11 protein-coding genes are annotated in these 17,547 nt (G+C 60.4%); 4 read left to right on the top strand and 7 right to left on the bottom strand.

The features are described 5' to 3' along the window. Nucleotides 1-236: 236 nt before the first annotated feature. The 3 genes from HEP89_RS12950 to HEP89_RS12940 all read right to left on the bottom strand — a co-directional run bounded on the left by HEP89_RS12950 (nt 237) and on the right by HEP89_RS12940 (nt 3,576). Nucleotides 237-1,373 (bottom strand): ABC transporter substrate-binding protein, encoded by a 1,137-nt coding sequence (locus tag HEP89_RS12950; protein ID WP_055656303.1) that lies wholly within the window; start codon nt 1,371-1,373, stop codon nt 237-239. A gap of 120 nt (nt 1,374-1,493) precedes the next feature. Next, nucleotides 1,494-2,348 (bottom strand): tryptophan 2,3-dioxygenase, encoded by an 855-nt coding sequence (kynA, locus tag HEP89_RS12945; protein ID WP_055656305.1) that lies wholly within the window; start codon nt 2,346-2,348, stop codon nt 1,494-1,496. 136 nt (nt 2,349-2,484) lie between these two features. Beyond that, a complete protein-coding gene (locus HEP89_RS12940; RefSeq protein WP_168692206.1) occupies nt 2,485-3,576 on the bottom strand; it encodes an ABC transporter substrate-binding protein in 1,092 nt (363 codons plus the stop codon). Nucleotides 3,577-4,180: 604 nt separating this feature from the next. Here HEP89_RS12940 and HEP89_RS12935 point away from each other — a divergent pair. The 4 genes from HEP89_RS12935 to HEP89_RS12920 all read left to right on the top strand — a co-directional run bounded on the left by HEP89_RS12935 (nt 4,181) and on the right by HEP89_RS12920 (nt 12,445). Then, nucleotides 4,181-7,513, top strand: coding sequence for a transglutaminase family protein (locus tag HEP89_RS12935; protein ID WP_168692205.1), 3,333 nt, complete (start codon nt 4,181-4,183; stop codon nt 7,511-7,513). Between the two features lie 33 nt (nt 7,514-7,546). Further along, a complete protein-coding gene (locus tag HEP89_RS12930) occupies nt 7,547-9,952 on the top strand; it encodes a circularly permuted type 2 ATP-grasp protein (protein ID WP_168692204.1) in 2,406 nt (801 codons plus the stop codon). Nucleotides 9,953-9,994: 42 nt separating this feature from the next. Next, nucleotides 9,995-10,870, top strand: a complete 876-nt coding sequence (locus HEP89_RS12925) for a transglutaminase family protein (protein ID WP_168692203.1) — start codon at nt 9,995-9,997, stop codon at nt 10,868-10,870. A 138-nt stretch (nt 10,871-11,008) separates the two neighbouring features. Continuing rightward, nucleotides 11,009-12,445 (top strand): serine protease, encoded by a 1,437-nt coding sequence (locus HEP89_RS12920; RefSeq protein WP_168692202.1) that lies wholly within the window; start codon nt 11,009-11,011, stop codon nt 12,443-12,445. 38 nt (nt 12,446-12,483) lie between these two features. Here the strand turns inward: HEP89_RS12920 and HEP89_RS12915 are convergent, their stop codons facing one another. Genes HEP89_RS12915 through HEP89_RS12900 form a run of 4 tightly spaced genes read right to left on the bottom strand, consistent with a single transcriptional unit; the run spans nt 12,484 to nt 17,419 of the window. Further along, nucleotides 12,484-13,542: an ABC transporter ATP-binding protein gene (locus HEP89_RS12915; protein WP_023003055.1), complete on the bottom strand. Its 1,059-nt coding sequence runs from the start codon at nt 13,540-13,542 to the stop codon at nt 12,484-12,486. 10 nt (nt 13,543-13,552) lie between these two features. Further along, entirely contained in the window at nt 13,553-14,842 is a 1,290-nt protein-coding gene (locus HEP89_RS12910) for a trehalase family glycosidase (protein WP_168685170.1), read from the bottom strand. A 43-nt stretch (nt 14,843-14,885) separates the two neighbouring features. Further along, nucleotides 14,886-16,118, bottom strand: a complete 1,233-nt coding sequence (locus HEP89_RS12905) for a carbohydrate ABC transporter permease (protein ID WP_077291865.1) — start codon at nt 16,116-16,118, stop codon at nt 14,886-14,888. After that, complete coding sequence (locus HEP89_RS12900; protein WP_023003052.1) at nt 16,115-17,419, bottom strand: sugar ABC transporter permease; 1,305 nt, start codon at nt 17,417-17,419, stop codon at nt 16,115-16,117. The genes HEP89_RS12905 and HEP89_RS12900 overlap by 4 nt, the downstream gene beginning before the upstream one ends. Between the last annotated feature and the right edge of the window lie 128 nt (nt 17,420-17,547).

Here is a 17,547-nt window from a genome sequence, read left to right as displayed (position 1 = left end):
ATGCCGTTGCCCTTGGGCCAAACCGCAGCCCCGGCTGGCATGGTCAAGGTGCGGATTACAGGGGCAAGCCCTGGAAAGACCGAAGTCAGGTGAGGTGTAATTTCGCCAGCAAAGGTAATTGAACCCAGCCCCATACTTCCTGCGAGCCGGGCCCCGGGAGCCCCACGATTTCAAAAAGAAAAAGGCGCAGCCCGGAGACTGCGCCTTTCGCATTGTGTAGAGAAACCCGCCGGGTCTTACATCTTGCACTCGGCTGAATAGGCGTCACCGTGATCGGTCAGGGCCGTTCCGACGATCTTGTTGGTGTAGACATCACCTTCCTTGATCACCTCGCGAACATAGATGTCCTGGATCGGATGATGGTTCGGGCCGAAGCTGAACTTGCCGCGCACGGACGGGAAGTCAGCTGCTTCAAGCGCTGCGCGGAAACCGTCAGCGTCCGTCACATCCGCTTTCGCCATAGCCGACAGCAGCAGATTGGCCGTGTCGAAACCCTGGGCCGCATAAAGCGACGGCAGGCGACCGTATTCGGCCTGGAAGCTTTCAACGAAGGCCTTGTTGGCATCGTTGTCGATATCCTTGCTCCACTGGCTCGTGTTCTTCACGCCCAGCGCAGCATCGCCGACTGCCTGCAGGATACCCTGATCAAAGGAAAAGGCCGGACCAACGACCGGAAGGCCGACGCCGCTGTCGGCATATTGCTTCAGGAAGGAAATACCCATGCCGCCAGGCAGGAAGAAGAACACGCTATCGGCGCCCGATGCGCGGATCTGGGCAATCTCGGCCGCATAGTCGGTCTGGCCCAGCTTGGTGTAGATCTCACCCGCAAGTTCACCGTCGTAGTAGCGCTTGTATCCGGTCAGCGAATCCTTGCCGGCCGGATAGTTCGGCGCGAGGATGAAACTCTTCTTGAAACCGGCTTCCTTGGCGTAGGCGCCTGCGGCCTCGTGCAGGTTGTCGTTCTGATAGGCAACACTGAAATAGTTCGGATGGCAGCCCTTGCCGGCCAGAGCGGACGGACCGGCGTTCGGTGACAGATAGAACTTGCCCTGGGCCGTGACAGACGGCACGACGGCCATGGCCAGGTTCGACCAGATAATGCCGGTCAAGACGTCGACCTTGTCTGACTGGATCATCTTGTCGGCAAGCTGAACCGCGACGTCCGGCTTGCGCTGGTCGTCTTCGATGATCACTTCTAGGTCCTTGTTGCCGGCCTGTTTGACCGCCAGCATGAAGCCGTCACGTGCATCGATGCCAAGACCTGCACCACCGCCGGACAGGGTTGTGATCATGCCGACCTTGACGGGTTCGGCCTGTGCCGCTCCCGCCAGAATGGCCACCAGGCTGGCGGCCGCAGCAAATTGTTTCAACATAGGAAATCCCCTCTTCAGTCCCTTGAGCCCGCTTGCGGGGCTCTTGAAACGACACTCTATCGGCACAAACGCCGATGGCAAACATGCAATTCGTCCAAGAATGACGAGACGCAGACTGTTTCAGAGCGCAGTGCGCACATGCCAGAGCTCGGGGAAGAGTTCGACTTCCAGCATGCGCTTCAGGTAACTGACGCCGCCGGTTCCGCCGGTTCCACGTTTGAAGCCGATCACCCGTTCCACGGTGGTGACATGATTGAAGCGCCACCGGCGGAAGTAGTCTTCCAGATCAACCAGTTTCTCACCGACCTCGTAAAGGGCCCAATGGGCGGACGGATCCCGGTAAACCTTCTGCCAGAGCGTCATGATCTCGGGAACTTCGAGATGTGGAGCAGAAGCAGGTACCGCAATGGCGTCATCCGGCACATCGAGACCCTGGCGGCGGGCGAAGGCCAGCACGACCTGGTAAAGGCTGGGGCGGGCCAGCTCCGCATTCAGCAAAGCAACGCTTTGCGCATCGTGCTCGTGCGGTCGGATCATTGCCGTGTTCCGGTTGCCCAGCGCATATTCGATCAGCCGGTACTGCAGCGACTGGAAGCCCGAGGACATGCCGAGGGCATCCCGGAACTGGGTATAGTCGCTCGGCGTCATTGTTCGCAGCACATCCCAGGCAGAATTCAATTGCTCCATGATCCGGCTGACCCGGGCAAGAAGCTTCATCGCCTGCGGCATGTGATCATCGGCAATCGCATCGCGAGCGGCGTTCAGCTCATGCAGCATGAGCTTCATCCACAATTCCGACGTCTGGTGCTGAATGATGAAAAGCAGCTCGTCGGAGGCGTCCGACAAGGGTGCCTGTGCATTCAGAATCTGCGTCAGCCCTAGATAGTCGCCATAGGACATCTTGTCCGCAAAGCGCATCTCGGCGCCTTCCGTTTCCGGATTATAGGCTTTGCCCGGTTCGGCTTCGTCGCTCATGGCTCTCTCCCGCTGGGCTCTTCAAATGGCCCTTCCAAGGCATCTATACCGTCCGGACAGCAGACTTGGATAGGTGAGAATTCAAAGTGTTACGAGAAAAGAAACAACAGCCGTCCACTTCCAGCCGGCACGCCGGTCAACTGCCGGCAGCTTCCAGAATGGCGTCAGCTGAAAAATCGTAGTGGCTATGATTGGAAGACGATTTGCAGAAACGGGCAAAGTCGATCTTGTCCCAATTCCCGTCACCAAGCCTGCTGAGATATAGCTCGACGTTCTGGGCGGTGATCGGCGACATCTTGAACACGACATCGACGAAAACTTCCCCCTGAACGCTTCTGAAGAAATGATCCCTCAGCATCACGATCGCCCAGGCACCTGCAAAGAAATGCCCGCCATGAGTCATGGTCAGTTCGTTGGACCGTACCGCGTTCATGCCGCGGTTCGACCAGTTCAACCCGGCGAACAATATATCCTTGCCGATGTTCAGCCCGGCATCGGTTGCTGCACGCTGTGCACCGAAAGCAATGTCATCGTTCGCACCCCAGACGACGTCAATTCGCGTACGGTTCAAAACGCTTTTCGTCCGCGCGAAAGCAAGTTCCTCGCTCCAGTCGACCGGAATGGCATGGACCAGTTTGACGTCGCTGTTGTCTGCGACAGCCCGCAACATGCCGAGTTCCCGCTGCAATCCGGCAGGCGTGGTTGAATCGCCTGTCAGGGACAGCAACCGGATTTCCCCTGCCTCCGGGTTGAGCCGCCGCGCTTCGGCAAACAACGACTGTGCCATCTCGTAACCGGCCGTTTCATTGTCCGGAACGACCGAGGCGATAATACCATGAAGATCGATGTTCCTGCGTTCCAGGTCGACCCGTTGCTTCGGCGTCAGCTTGTTGAGCAGGAACAGAACCTTGCTCTTCCGGCCCTCCATAAGCTGCATCAGACGGGCAGCCGCCTGGTTCTCATTCACCAGAATGAAATAGTCCGGCAGCTCCCCCTGTTCCAGTCGGAGGCTGAGAAGCTCTTCCATGCCGTAGGGACGCCGATCGGCGTGCAGGATTTCCAGGTCGACGTTCAGATCGGCAGCAGCCGCCATCATGGTCCTGGACACGTCACCCCAGAAACCGGTCTCACCACCCGGATTGATGAAGGTCACGCGGAAGTCCGCCGCCTGGACCACGCCGGCTGCCACCCAGAACCACACCATGCACAGCAGTCTGACGATCATCATTATCCTTCGCTCTTCATCCTTGCCCGTCCCGTCTTGCAGCTCTTCACGCAAGAACGGCCCCGCTTCAGATCACGGACATTCACCGCAGCACCGCGTGAATGTTCGAAAGCCAAACGGAACCTTGACATGGGGCCGGCCGATCGCACCGAAACAGTGCCTGGTCATACCCCCGGCGTCATATTAGCCACCACAAATATGTTCTGCAGAAGTGGCAACCACTTACGCACATTTTATTGGCGCATATCCAAAGATTGCCAGAAACCGGTTCCAGAGGCATTCCTGCCTGAAACCCGGTCGCAACAGAGCTGCTGCCTGCTGGCCGTTCGCTGGCAGCCGGCACCTTGATCCGATTGTGTTAATCAATCCGAAATTAGCACAGGAAAAGCGCTCGTCAGAGCCGGCTTCGACTGAAGGATTGCATCGTGTTTAACGAACCCTGACCGGCGACACGCGATTTCACCTGGTTTCCGGTCTTCTCCTTTCACAAGATGCTTGCAGCCCATTCGTGAGGCGAAACTGCCTACAGAAAGACGTGGTTATGCGTTTGATTTTGTGAAAACCTGACACTCGCGCTTTGAAACGGACAAATACCGGGGCCCTGTAAATGTCAATTCGTGCAAGCATTTATCACCTGACCCATTACCGATACGACCGTCCGGTCACCTTAAGCCCGCAGATTATCCGCTTGCGGCCGGCCCCTCACAGCCGCACCCGGGTCCTGTCTCACTCGTTGAAGGTTTCGCCCGAAGGACACTTCGTCAATCACCAGCAGGACCCCTACGGCAACTGGCTGTCCCGCTTCGTGTTTCCCGAGCCTGTACGCGAATTCAAGATCGAAGTGGATCTGGTCGCCGACATGGCCGTCTACAATCCCTTCGATTTCTTCATCGAGGAGAGCGCGGAGGAATGGCCCTTCGACTATCCGCCGGAACTTCGCGAAGATCTTCAGATTTACCGTCGCCTCGACCCTACCGGCCCGCACATGACCGCTTTCCTGGAAACGGTCCCGAAGGATCGCCAGAGAACCGTCGACTTCATCGTCGGGCTGAACGCCAAGGTCTCCCAGACCGTCAACTATGTCATTCGCATGGAGCCTGGCGTACAGACACCGGAAGAAACCTTCGAGAAAGGAACCGGGTCCTGTCGCGATTCCACCTGGCTGCTGGTGCAGGCCCTGCGCCATCTCGGTTTTGCCGCAAGGTTTGTCTCCGGATATCTCATCCAGTTGAAGCCGGATCTGGAAGCACTGGACGGCCCCTCCGGCACCGATCACGATTTCACCGATCTTCATGCCTGGGCCGAGGTCTTCCTGCCGGGTGCAGGCTGGATAGGGCTCGATCCGACCTCCGGCCTTCTGGCAGGCGAAAGCCACATTCCGCTGGCTGCGACGCCGCATTACGTCAACGCCGCCCCGATTGTCGGCATGGCAAGCAAGGCGGAGGTCGACTTTGCCTTCGACATGAAGGTGGCCCGCGTCGCCGAACATCCGCGCATCACCAAGCCGTTTTCCGACGATGCCTGGTCGGCACTCAATCAGCTCGGCACCAAGGTCGACCGGATCCTGTCGCAGGAGGACGTCCGCCTCACCATGGGCGGTGAACCCACCTTCGTCTCGATCGATGATTTCGAAGCCGCTGAATGGAACACCGACGCGGTCGGCCCGACCAAACGCCAGAAGGCGGACATTCTGATCCGCCGGCTGCGTGAACGCTTTGCCCCTGGAGGGTTCCTGCATTACGGCCAGGGGAAATGGTACCCGGGTGAAACCCTGCCCCGCTGGACTTTCTCGCTTTACTGGCGCCGCGACGAAAAACCGATCTGGCATGATCCGGATTTGATCGCGGAAGAAGGCGACGATACCAAGGCCAGCGCAGATCAGGCCGCAGCGCTGCTGCAGGAGATCGCAACGAAGCTGGAAATCGACCCGGACCACGTCGTGGCCGCCTATGAAGACCCGACGGTGTGGCTGGTGAAGGAAGCCAACCTTCCGGAAAATGTCACCCCGAAAAATTCCAAGCTGGAGGACGCCGAGGCCCGGCATCGTATTGCCCGTGTCTTCGACCGGGGGCTGACCGAACCTGCCGGACATGTGCTGCCGATCCAGCGCTGGCAATCGAAGGCCGGCGGACACCGCTGGCGATCCGAACGCTGGAAGCTGCGCCGTGACGCGCTGTTCCTCGTTCCCGGAGACAGCCCTGTCGGCTACCGCCTGCCGCTGGAATCCCTGCCCCATGTCCCACCGGCCCAATATCCCTACACCAATATCGCCGATCCGACCGTCCCGCGCGATCCGTTGCCGGAGTTTCCTGCGGGCCCGCGCGCTGACCGGAGGCAGGATGTTGCCCATTTCACCGCCAGCGAAGGCCAGCAGGACCGGCGGGAACAAACCCTGACGGACGACGAATTTGGCGGGGCATCGGTCAGAACAGCGCTGTCGGTGGAAGCTCGCGATGGACGTCTTTGCGTTTTCATGCCGCCGGTGGAACGGATCGAGGACTATCTGGAACTCATCTCGGTGGCGGAATCTGCCGCGGCTGACTTGAACCTGCCGGTTCATATCGAAGGATATCCGCCCCCGCCCGACCCGCGCATGAATGTCATCCGCGTCGCACCGGATCCGGGCGTCATCGAGGTCAACATCCATCCGGCATCCAGCTGGCAGGAATGTGTCGCGATCACCGAAGGCGTCTACGAGGAAGCCCGGCAGTCGCGGCTCGGTGCCGACAAGTTCATGATTGACGGCAAGCACACGGGCACCGGCGGCGGCAACCACGTGGTAGTTGGCGGCGCGACGCCGCTCGACAGTCCGTTCCTGCGCCGGCCTGATCTCCTGCGCAGCCTGATCCTGCACTGGCAGCGCCATCCAAGCCTGTCCTACCTGTTCTCCGGCCTCTTCATCGGCCCGACCTCGCAGGCTCCGCGCGTCGATGAGGCCCGTCATGACGGCCTTTACGAGTTGGAAGTCGCGCTGTCACAGATCCACCGCCCACATGAAGGAGCAACGCCGTTCCCCTGGCTGGTTGACCGGTTGCTGCGCAACCTTCTGGTGGATGTCACCGGCAACACCCACCGGGCGGAAATCTGCATCGACAAGCTCTATTCCCCCGACGGCCCGACAGGACGGCTGGGCCTCGTCGAGTTTCGCGGCTTCGAAATGCCGCCGGACCCACGCATGAGCCTTGCCCAGCAGCTGTTGCTCAGGGCGCTCATTGCGCGCCTGTGGCAGCAGCCACTGTCCGGCAACCTGACCCGTTGGGGCACGGCCCTGCACGACCGGTTCATGCTGCCGCATTATGTCTGGACCGATTTTCTCGACGTCCTGGGCGATCTGGAGCATCACGGTTTTCAGATGCGTCCGGACTGGTTCGAAGCCCAGGCCGAATTCCGCTTCCCCTTCTGCGGAGAACTCGAGGTCGATGGTGTTCACCTTGAACTTCGACAGGCACTGGAACCCTGGCACGTACTGGGCGAGACCGGCGCCATCGGCGGCACCGTGCGCTATACGGACAGCTCCACCGAACGTCTGCAAGTCAAGCTCACAACCAGCGATCCGGACCGCTACGCCGTCACCTGTAACCGGCGGACCTTGCCGCTCAGGAAAACCGAAACCAACGGCGTTTCGGTTGCCGGTGTCCGTTACAAGGCCTGGCAACCGGCCATGGCGCTGCACCCCGTGCATCCGGTCGACGCCCCGCTGACCTTCGATATCTTCGATCGCTGGAGCGGCCGGGCCCTTGGTGGCTGCGTCTATCATGTTGCTCATCCGGGCGGACGGAACTATGACACGTTTCCTGTGAACGGGAACGAGGCAGAAGCCCGCCGCCTTGCAAGGTTCGAGCCGCACGGCCATACGCCGGGGCTCTATCTTCCGGGGCTTGAACGGCCGCATCCGGAGTTTCCGTTGACGTTGGACCTGCGCAGACCGCAGAATGTCTGACGAACCGGCAGCCCCGCCGACTGGAAACGATGCATGAGTTTGGACGAAAACGCAGAACCCGGAGCGCTTCGCTACGGCCTCTTGAAGGCCTATCGTCCCTTTCCGGATGTTTCGGACGAGCTGCTCTTCCCTGATGGCCGGGTAAGACCGGTCTGGCGGCCGTTTCTGGAGCATCTGAGCGCTCTGACGCCGGAGGAAATCACCGAACGTTTCGCGCGCGGCAATCAGTATCTGAACGATGCCGGGGTCTATTTCCGTCAATACGGGCAGGACGGGGCGAATGAGCGGGAATGGCCGTTGAGCCATATTCCGGTGATCATCAGCCAGGACGACTGGCAGGTGATTGCAGACGGTCTGACCCAGCGCGCCGAACTTCTGGAACAGGTTGTCGCCGATCTTTATGGCGACAACAGGCTGGTGACCAACGGCTATCTTCCGGCAAGCCTGATTGCGCAAAGCCCGGAGTGGCAGCGTCCGCTGGTGGGCATCAAGCCGAAATCCGGACATTTTCTGCATTTCCTCTCGTTTGAGATCGGCCGCGGGCCGGACGGAACCTGGTGGGTTCTGTCCGACAGGGCACAGGCGCCTTCCGGTGCCGGCTTCGCACTGGAAAACCGGGTCGCAACCGGACGCGTCTTCAACGAGTTCTTCGCCCGCGCCAATGTCCATCGGCTGGCCGGGTTTTTCCGGCGGTTCCGCGACCACCTGGTCGAGCTGCGTGGAGAAAGCGAAAGCCGCGTTTCGATCCTGACACCAGGCCCGCTGAACGACACCTATTTCGAGCATGCCTACATCGCCCGCTATCTCGGTTTCATGCTGCTGGAAGGTGAGGACCTGACAGTTGAAAACGGCAAGCTGATGGTACGCACGGTCGCCGGGCTGAGACCCGTCAGCGTTCTCTGGCGGCGCCTTGATGCCGCCTGGGCCGATCCGGTGGAATTGAACGAAACCTCTCACATCGGTACGCCGGGTCTTGTTCAGGCGGTCCGCAGCGGCGCAGTCACCATGATCAATGCGCTCGGCACCGGCATTCTGGAAACGCGTGCGCTCCTTGCCTTTCTGCCGCGCATCAGCGAACACCTGCTCGGCGAGCCGCTGAAACTGCCGAACGTCGCGACCTGGTGGTGCGGTGAAGAGGGAACGAAAGCCTACGTGAAAGAAAATGCGGAAGGCATGATGTTCAGCCCCGCGCTGTCGACCGCCCTGCCTTTCACGTCCTCCCATACCGATTTTATCGGCAAGGATTTCGACAAGTTCCACAAGGGCATTCTGGAAACCTGGATCGACAGCAAGAGCGACAAGCTGGTCGGGCAGGAAGCCGTGACCCTGTCGACGACACCTGCCTATGACAACGGGCTTCTGGTCCCCCGGCCCATGAGCCTGCGCGTCTTCCTGGCCCGAACGACCAACGGCTGGGAGGTCATGGCTGGCGGCTTTGCCCGGATCGGACAAACGGAAGATGCAAGTGCGATCGCCATGCAGGCGGGCGGATCGGCGGCCGATGTATGGATCGTCGGCGGTCAGAAGCCGCACAAGGAAACCTTGCTCCACCAGACGGAATCGCCGTTCTTCAAATCACAGACCGGTTCCCTGCCATCGCGCGCAGCCGACAACCTGTTCTGGCTCGGCCGCTACGTGGAGCGTGCGGAAGGCGCGGTGCGGCTGCTGCGTGCCTATCATGCCCGGTTGATGGAAACGGCAGACCCGGAAGCCCCGCTTGTGGCATTGACGGCGGAATATCTGGACAAGATCGGCATGACGCCCGTCGAGCCTGTTCCCGATGGCCTGTGCGACATGCTGCAATCGGCCGTCGCCAGCGCTGCAAAGGTACGCGACCGGTTTTCCGTCGATGGCTGGCTGGCGCTGAACGACCTTGCCCAGGCCGCGAACGGCGCCAAGCGCACGATGCGCGACAATGCCGACGTTACCAGAGCCATGGGCCTGCTGCTGCGCAAGATCACCGGCTTTTCGGGTCTTGTGCATGAAAACATGTACAGGTTTATCGGCTGGCGTTTCCTGTCCATCGGCCGTGCACTGGAACGCGCCCACCGGATGGCTGACCTCCTGTCGGTCTTTACCGACGAAGACGCACCGGAAGGCTCTCTTGAACTGCTGCTTGAGGTTGGCGACAGCGCCATGTCGATGAGCCGGCGTTATGCGGTCTCTCTCAGCCATGCCACCGTGCTGGACCTTTTGGCGATGGACACCAAGAACCCGCGCGCGGTGCTCTACCAGCTGACCGACATGAAAGACCATATCGGCGTGCTGCCCAACGCGACGGAAAACGGACATCTGTCGGAGCTGGCCCGCTCCGTCCTGCAGGTTCACACACTTCTGGCAATCGCCACCCCGGAGACACTGACACCGGCTTCTCTTGCCGATCTTCGCGATCAGATTTCCTATCTCTCCGTGGAGCTGACCGATGCCTATATCCGGTAACGGACGGTCGCTTTCACCCGACACGCCCGACGCGAGGCGCCCGTGCATTACGATGTAACGCTTGAAATCACCTACGACTATGCCAGCCCGGCCAACTACGGACATCATGCACTCCGGCTGATGCCGGCGACCATTCCCGGCGAGCAAAGGCTGATGGCAGGGCAGATCCATATCGTGCCTGGCCCTTCCGAGCGTCACGACCGGACGGACTTCTTCGGCAATGCTGTCACCGACGTTGCCTACCGGCGCAGCCACAGCGAACTCAGTTTCAAGCTGAAGGCCCGTATCGACAGAACCGCGGTGCCGGAAGAACTCGACATTTCACCGCCGTTGCACGCGCTGGCAAGGGAGCTCTCCGGCGTTCAGTCGCTTGCCCCCAGGGCGCCGGTCCATTTTCTTTCCGCCTCGCCGCGTCTTCCCCTCGACCCCGCGTTTGCAGTCTATGCGCAGGACCATGTCGTCCCGGGCATGAGCACGATTTCCGCCGTCGAAGCCATCGGCAAGGCCTTGAACACGGACATGCGTTTCGATGCCGAGGCCACAACGGTCGATACTCCGGCCATCGAGGCGTTCGAGCGACGTCATGGCGTCTGCCAGGATTTTTCGCACATCATGATCGCATGCCTCAGAAGCATCGGCATTCCGGCAGGCTACGTCAGCGGCTTTCTCCGGACCATTCCGCCGGAAGGCCAGGAACGGCTGGAAGGTGCGGATGCCATGCACGCCTGGGTCAGGGCCTGGTGCGGCATCGAGATCGGCTGGATCGAATATGACCCCACCAATGCTCTCAGGGTCGGACAGGATCACATCGTTGTCGCGCATGGCCGCGACTACGGAGACGCGGCACCGGTGAAAGGCGTGTTGCGCACGTCAGGGTCCCAAACCACCGATCACAAGGTCGATGTTGTTCCGCTTTGAAACATGGTTTTTCAGGCTGCTCCATCTGAACACCGCCTCCGGAGTTTTATCGCGAGATATCCCCGACTGAGCAGGGTGAGCCTGTTTCCATCATCGCCGTTTTGCTAAAATGTGGGACGCGACCAAGGGGAGCTGGTTATGCGTTCGTTTCTTCATGCCATCGTGTTTTTGCTGGTATCAGCCGGCACCGTGCAGGCAGGTTACGATCAGTCCAAGGACTGGTTCCATGCCAGGGACTGGCGAGAACGGGTCCGGATCCAGTTCCTGCTGGTCTTTACGGGAGACTACGCCTCACAGGTGGACGGAACCTTCGGCAGGCTCACCTATAACGCGCTTACAACTTTCCAGAAGCACCGGGACTTCACCCCGAACGGTGTGCTCGACGATGAGCAGATGCAGATCCTCCAGCGCGATGGCCTCGACCTTGTCGAACGGGTCGGTTTTGAAACCTACAAGGACGCCGTTTCCGGATTGCAGCTCGGCGTTCCGGGCAAGCTCTTCGAACCGCCCTCCCAGACGCCGCGCGGACACCTCTGGCGGGCCTATGACAACAGCATCGAACTGGAAACCCTGCAGGTTTCGGCGGAAGAAACCGACTACGCGGCCCTCTACAAGCGTCTGACCGATACCAGCGATGGGCGGACCGTGGAGCACAAGCAATTCCGGAATGACTACTTCGTCGTCTCCGGTCGGCAGGATGGACGCGATTTCTACCTCCGCATGATGAAGACCTCTTCGGACAGCCGTGGCTTTTCGCTTGCCTGGCAGGCACGCCATGCCGTCTTCATGGACCGCGTGGCAGTTGCTATGTCGAACAGCATGACGTTTTACGACGGAACGGATGAGGAGAAACTGGACGCGGTTACATCAGCTCCGGGCCTGCAGGTTCTGGAAGAGGACAGCAGCAGCGATCCGCTTCCCAAGGGAGCACGCAAGGATATTATCGGCCGCAAGACCTCCTCCTCCGGCAGCGGCTATTTCCTGACGAGCGAAGGCCACATCGGCACCAATGCGCATGTGGTCGGCAACTGCCGCTCGCTGGATATTCCAGGCCACGGAACTGCGAGGCTGGTGAAGGCGGACACGGAAAACGACCTCGCGATCCTGCAGCTCGACAGCGGCAAGTCGGATGATGTTGCGCAGTTCCGCTCAAAACAGCCGATCGTTCGCGGAGAGGAGATTTTCGTGATCGGCTATCCCTTTGCCCAGATCCTGGACAACAACCTGAACTTCACTCCCGGCATGATCTCGTCGCTGGCAGGGGTCAAGGGCGACAGCCGTCATTTCATGCTGACAGCACCGGTACAGCCAGGCAATTCAGGTGGCCCGGTTCTGGACAGGACGGGAGCCGTCGTCGGCACCGTTGTGTCTCGTCTGGACAAGTTCAAGACGCTCAAGCTGGCCGGTGACCTGCCGGAAAACGTGAATTTCGCGGTCAGGGGCAAGCTGATGGCGGAGTTCATGGAAGATCTCGGCCTGGCGCCTTCCTACAACACCATCACCAACATCAAGAGCCCGACCCGGATCGACGAGGAGGCTTCTCGATACACCGTGCTGGTGCTCTGCCGGAACTGAACCCGCCGAAAAGGCCGGGTTCATTCCGACAGACTGTCTTAGCGGATAGCCTTGTCTTCACCGTCGAAGAAATGCAGGCGGCTCTCGTCGAAAGTCAGACCAACACGAGTACCCTCCTCCACGTCTTCGGCACCGCTGATGCGCACCAGGATCGTTTCAAGCCCGTCGAGCGCCACGTAAAGGAAGGTGTCTGCACCCAGATATTCGGCCACTTCCACCGTTCCGGTGCAATGCCCTTCGCCCGGTGTTGCAAGGCTGATGTGCTCCGGACGGATGCCGAGTTTCACCGGTGTTTGTCCGCTGCCGGCATACGGATAAGGACCGCCCCCATGCCCGCGCAGCGAAAACCGTCCTTCTTCGAGTGAACAGGGCAACACGTTCATCTTCGGCGAACCGATGAACTGGGCCACGAACAGATTGTCCGGCCGTTCATAAAGTTCGCGCGGTGATCCGACCTGTTCGATCCTGCCGGCCTGCAACACCACGATCTTGTCGGCCAGCGTCATGGCTTCCACCTGATCGTGTGTCACGTAGATCATGGTGGTGCCGAGGCTCTTGTGGAGCCGGGCGACCTCGAAACGCATTTCAACGCGAAGCGCTGCGTCCAGGTTCGACAACGGTTCATCGAACAGGAAGGCACTTGGCTCGCGAACAATGGCGCGGCCGATGGCCACCCGCTGGCGCTGTCCCCCCGAAAGCGCCTTGGGGCGCCGGTCGAGATATTCGTCCAGCTTCAGCACTTCAGCAGCCGCATTCACCTTGCGGTCGATCTCCGCCTTGGGAAAGCCTGCCGTCTTCAGACCGAAACCGACGTTCTCGCGCACCGACATATGCGGGTAAAGCGCATAGGACTGGAAGACCATCGACAGTCCCCGCCCTGATGGCGGCAGTGCAGTGACGTCCTTGCCATCGATTTCGATAGCACCACGGCTGGTTTCCTCAAGCCCTGAGATCAGACGCAACAGTGTCGACTTCCCGCAGCCGGACGGTCCGACAAAGATGACGAATTCGCCATCCTTGATGTCGAGGTCGATGCCCTTGATGACCTGCAGGTTGCCGAACCACTTTTCAACCTTGTTGAGCTGGATCGCTCCCATCGCGTCCCCCTTAAGCTGCCTGCTCGGCGTGTGAAGGCGAAGCCCAGGTCAGCCAGATGGCCGACGTCCAGGAGAACGATCCGCCACCTGCTCCTGCGCCCGTTTCGGGGCTGAAATATTCCGCAAAGCCCCCGGTTTCGATCAGCCGTGCGGTGTCGGCGCGCAGTCGTTCGGCCCGGACGGCATCGCCTGCTTCGGCAAAGCCTTTCGCGATCATGTAATTGATCATCGCCCACACCGGTCCGCGCCAGTACCGCAAAGGCTCGTAACTGCGGTGATCGGGATCATAGGACGGCATCAGGTATTCGACCCGCTCCGCGATCCTGTCAAAATGCGCCTGAAGCGCACCAAGGGTCTGCGGATCATGGAGCCCGGCATAGAGCGCCAGGAAGGAAGCACTGGAGATGCCATCTGTCTGCTTGCCGCGACGCTCGTCAAAAGCGACATGTGCTTTGACCTCATCATTCCAAAGCGTCCGGCTGCCTTTTTCCATCGCCGCGATCCACCCTCGGATCTCGTCGGCTTCCGCACTCATGCCGAGTTTTTCGGCCAGCGCGAGAAGATCCCGGTTGGCGCGCAGGAAGATGAAGGTAACGCCCGGGTCGGCAACGAAGAACGGGCAGGTTTCGGCGACTTTTTCCGGATCCCAGCCTACCTTGCGGCAAGCAGCGACAATGCTGAGATAACGGTCGTAGTCCTCCTTGTGCGGCCGCATGGCCGGATCGACATGAGAGGTGTCCTTCCGCTCATAGGGACCAATGTCCTTGACCTCGACCGCCCGCAGCGCCTCGTCCCAGTCCGGCAGGTTGTCCCGCCCGGACTCCCAGGGGTGAATAACGGCAATGACGCCAAGGTTTTTCGGGTCGCGATAGGCAAGATACCAGCGATGCCAGGCCATCAGTTTCGGCAACAAGGCCTTCGCCCGCTCCAGTGCCTTGCCGGTCCGGTCAGCCTCCACCAGGCTATGGACGACGGACGCGGCCACCGGCGGCTGGGAATGACCGGAACTCGGGATCGGACCGCCGTCGGTTCCCCACACGCCCGGTCCGGGAAAATAGCTCGGATCGTCCTTGCGAAACAGGATGTGCGGCACCATTCCGTCGCGCCACTGGCCCTGGAACAGCATCTCGATTTCCTGCCAGGCCCGGTCCTGGTCGAATTCCGCAAACCCCAGGGCGACAAAGACGGAATCCCAGTTCCACTGGTACGGATAAAGACCCTTCGTCGGGATCGTGTACCCGCCCTGGTCGTTTTCGGTCAGGATGGCCTTTGCCGCCTGGTCTAGATCTGCGTGTGCCACAGCATACTCCCTCGGGCTCTTCAGAGCCCCTACTCTTGATCGTTCAACCCTTGACGCTGCCGGCCGTCAGGCCCTGGACAAGGAAACGTTCGAACCACAGGAAAATGAAAAGGACGGGCACGGTCGCAATTACCGCGCCCGCCATGAGATGCTGACGTGGCACCTCGGAGGAATTGAGGGACACCACTCCGCGCGACAGCGTGAAGATGTCCGGATCGTCCAGGAACATGAACGCGAACAGGAACTCGTTCCAGGCGATCATGAAGACGTAAAGCGAAACGGAAGCCAGCGCCGGAAGGGACAGCGGCAGGGTGATCTTGAGGATCACGCCGATGCGCGACAGCCCGTCCATCAGCCCGGCTTCTTCCAGTTCGGACGGCAGACCGCGAAAGTACCCCTGCAACATGTAGAGCGCGACCGGGATGGTGGTTGCCGGATAGACGATCAGCAGGCCGGTGAGTGTGTTGCGCAGACCAAGCTGCGAGAACACCGCATAGAGCGGGATCACCAGCACGATCGCCGGCACCATGTAGATGAGCAGCACGGAGCGGGCCAGGAATGCCTGCCCCGGAAACCGCAGCCGCGACACGGCATAGGCGCCCGGCACCGAGAACAGCAATGTCAGCACGACGGTTGCCACCGACACGAAGGCGGACACCATCAGGTAACGGCCGAAGTTGAACTGGGTGAAAAGCTCGACATAGGACCGGAACAGCCCGCTGATGCCCTGACTGACGTCGATCGACAGGTCCAGCGGATTGGCCAGCAGCGCCTGTTGGCTTTTGAGCGAGGTCATGATCATGACGTAGAACGGCAAGGCGACAATGATCGAGAAGACGACGAAGCCGACGCCCTTCGCGATGCGAATATAGACAACCTCACGCTCGTAGCGCGACATGGCACCAAGCCGGGCCCCACCGAGGCAGATCGCATTGGCACCGGTAACGCCGGCGACAAACATCACCAGACCAAGTCCCTGCCACAAGGAGTGCTGACCAAGCGACAGACCGAAGGGCGCCGCGAAGGAAGCCACCATCAGGACGACGAACAGGACGGCAGCACAAAGCCCCCTGTCCGCCATGGCTCCAGCGCCCCCGGTCGACTGCCTCCAGACCAGAACCAGAGCACTGACAAGCCCCGCAAGACCTGCTGCCGTTGCCTGCGGCTGCGCCACATCGCCGGTCACCAGTGTCAGCGTGACACCGATGACCACCATGGCAGTGACGCCCCAGATCAGGCCGGTCAGCGCCGCGAGAACGATACTGCCGGGTCTCATAGCCCTTCCTCCTTCGGCGAAAAGCGGATGAACAAAGTGGCGAAGGTGACAAGGACGACAAAGACGACCACGGCAACGGCTGCACCGGCGCCAAGATTGGACAGGGCAAATCCCTGCTCATAGACATCGACGGTCAGCGTACGTGTGCCCGCGTTGCCGCCGGTCAGAAGGAAGATGTCGTCGAACTTGTTGAAGGTCCAGATGAAGCGCAGCAGGAACAGGACCGAGAGGATCCCCATCAGTTGCGGCAGCGACAGGTACCAGAACTGTTGCAGCGGCGTTGCCCCGTCCATTTCGGCAGCTTCATACATGTCGGTGTTGATCGACTGCATGCGCGCCAGGATGAACAGGAAAGACAGCGGGAAGTAACGCCAGGCCTCGAAGGCTATCACCGTCGTCAGCGCCAGCGGAAACTCCATCGGAATGCCGAGAACGGAAAACTCGATCGCCCTCTGGCCGAAGAAATTGATCGGATCGGCGACAACGCCCATTTTGGTCAGCAGCGCGTTGAGCGTGCCGGAAAACGGGTCGAACAGAACGACCCAGGTGAAGGCAACCGCGATCACAGGCGAGACGTAGGGAAACAGAAACAGGCCCCGCAGGACACCGCGACCGGGGAAGGTCGTGTTCAGGAGCTGCGCCGCAAAGAGACCCAGCACCAACGCGCCACCCGTCCCGAAGATGGTGTAGTAGAACGTAATGCGCAGCACTGACCAGAACTCGTCCGCGCTGAAGATCCGGCTGAAGTTCTCGAACGTGAATTCGAAGTTGGTCAGCACATTGTTGGCTTCGCCCGAAATAACCGGCTCGCTCGCACGTTCGGGACGGTTTGCATCCAGAAACCCCTGCGACACAGTTCCAACCAGTTCGACGTCTCCGCGCCAGCCAGGCGCTACGGTTCCAAGATCGCACGTCAGCGCGGCGCCATTGAGCGAACAGTTTTCGGAATGCGAAGTCACCGTGAAGCCATCGGGCACCACATCGCTCAGCGTCACGTTGCGGACTTCCTCGTCCTGGGAGGAATTGCGCAGCCGGTATTCCAGCCGGGCCTCGTCGCCTGGTGCTTTTGGCCGGCCACGAACCCGTTCGTTGACGAGCACGGTCGGCGGCCGCAGGTCGGCAAGCTGAACCGGCTTCACACTGATCCAGAAATTGGCAAGCAGCGGTCCGGCAACAATCATCAGGATGATGGCAAATGTCGGCGCCAGCATCAGATACGCCAGCCACATTTCACGCCGCTGCATCGGACCGATGCCTTTCGGCGGCCCTGAGGAAGCGTCAGCTTCGGTTTTGGTGTTCATGTTTCCGCCCGGGGTCTAGATCCCGTTCTGCCGTTGGCGACCGACAAGTCCCAACCGGCAACTGTCTGGAGCCCATCTCGGCTGCCGGCAATGCAGCGGCAGGAGATTGGGAAGGACCGGGCATCCGA

This window comes from Labrenzia sp. 5N, assembly GCF_012395805.1.
GTDB classification, from domain to species: Bacteria; Pseudomonadota; Alphaproteobacteria; order Rhizobiales; family Stappiaceae; genus Roseibium; species Roseibium algicola.
The sequence above is the reverse complement of the archived record's forward strand: the minus strand, read 5'-3'. Positions and strand labels throughout refer to the sequence as shown.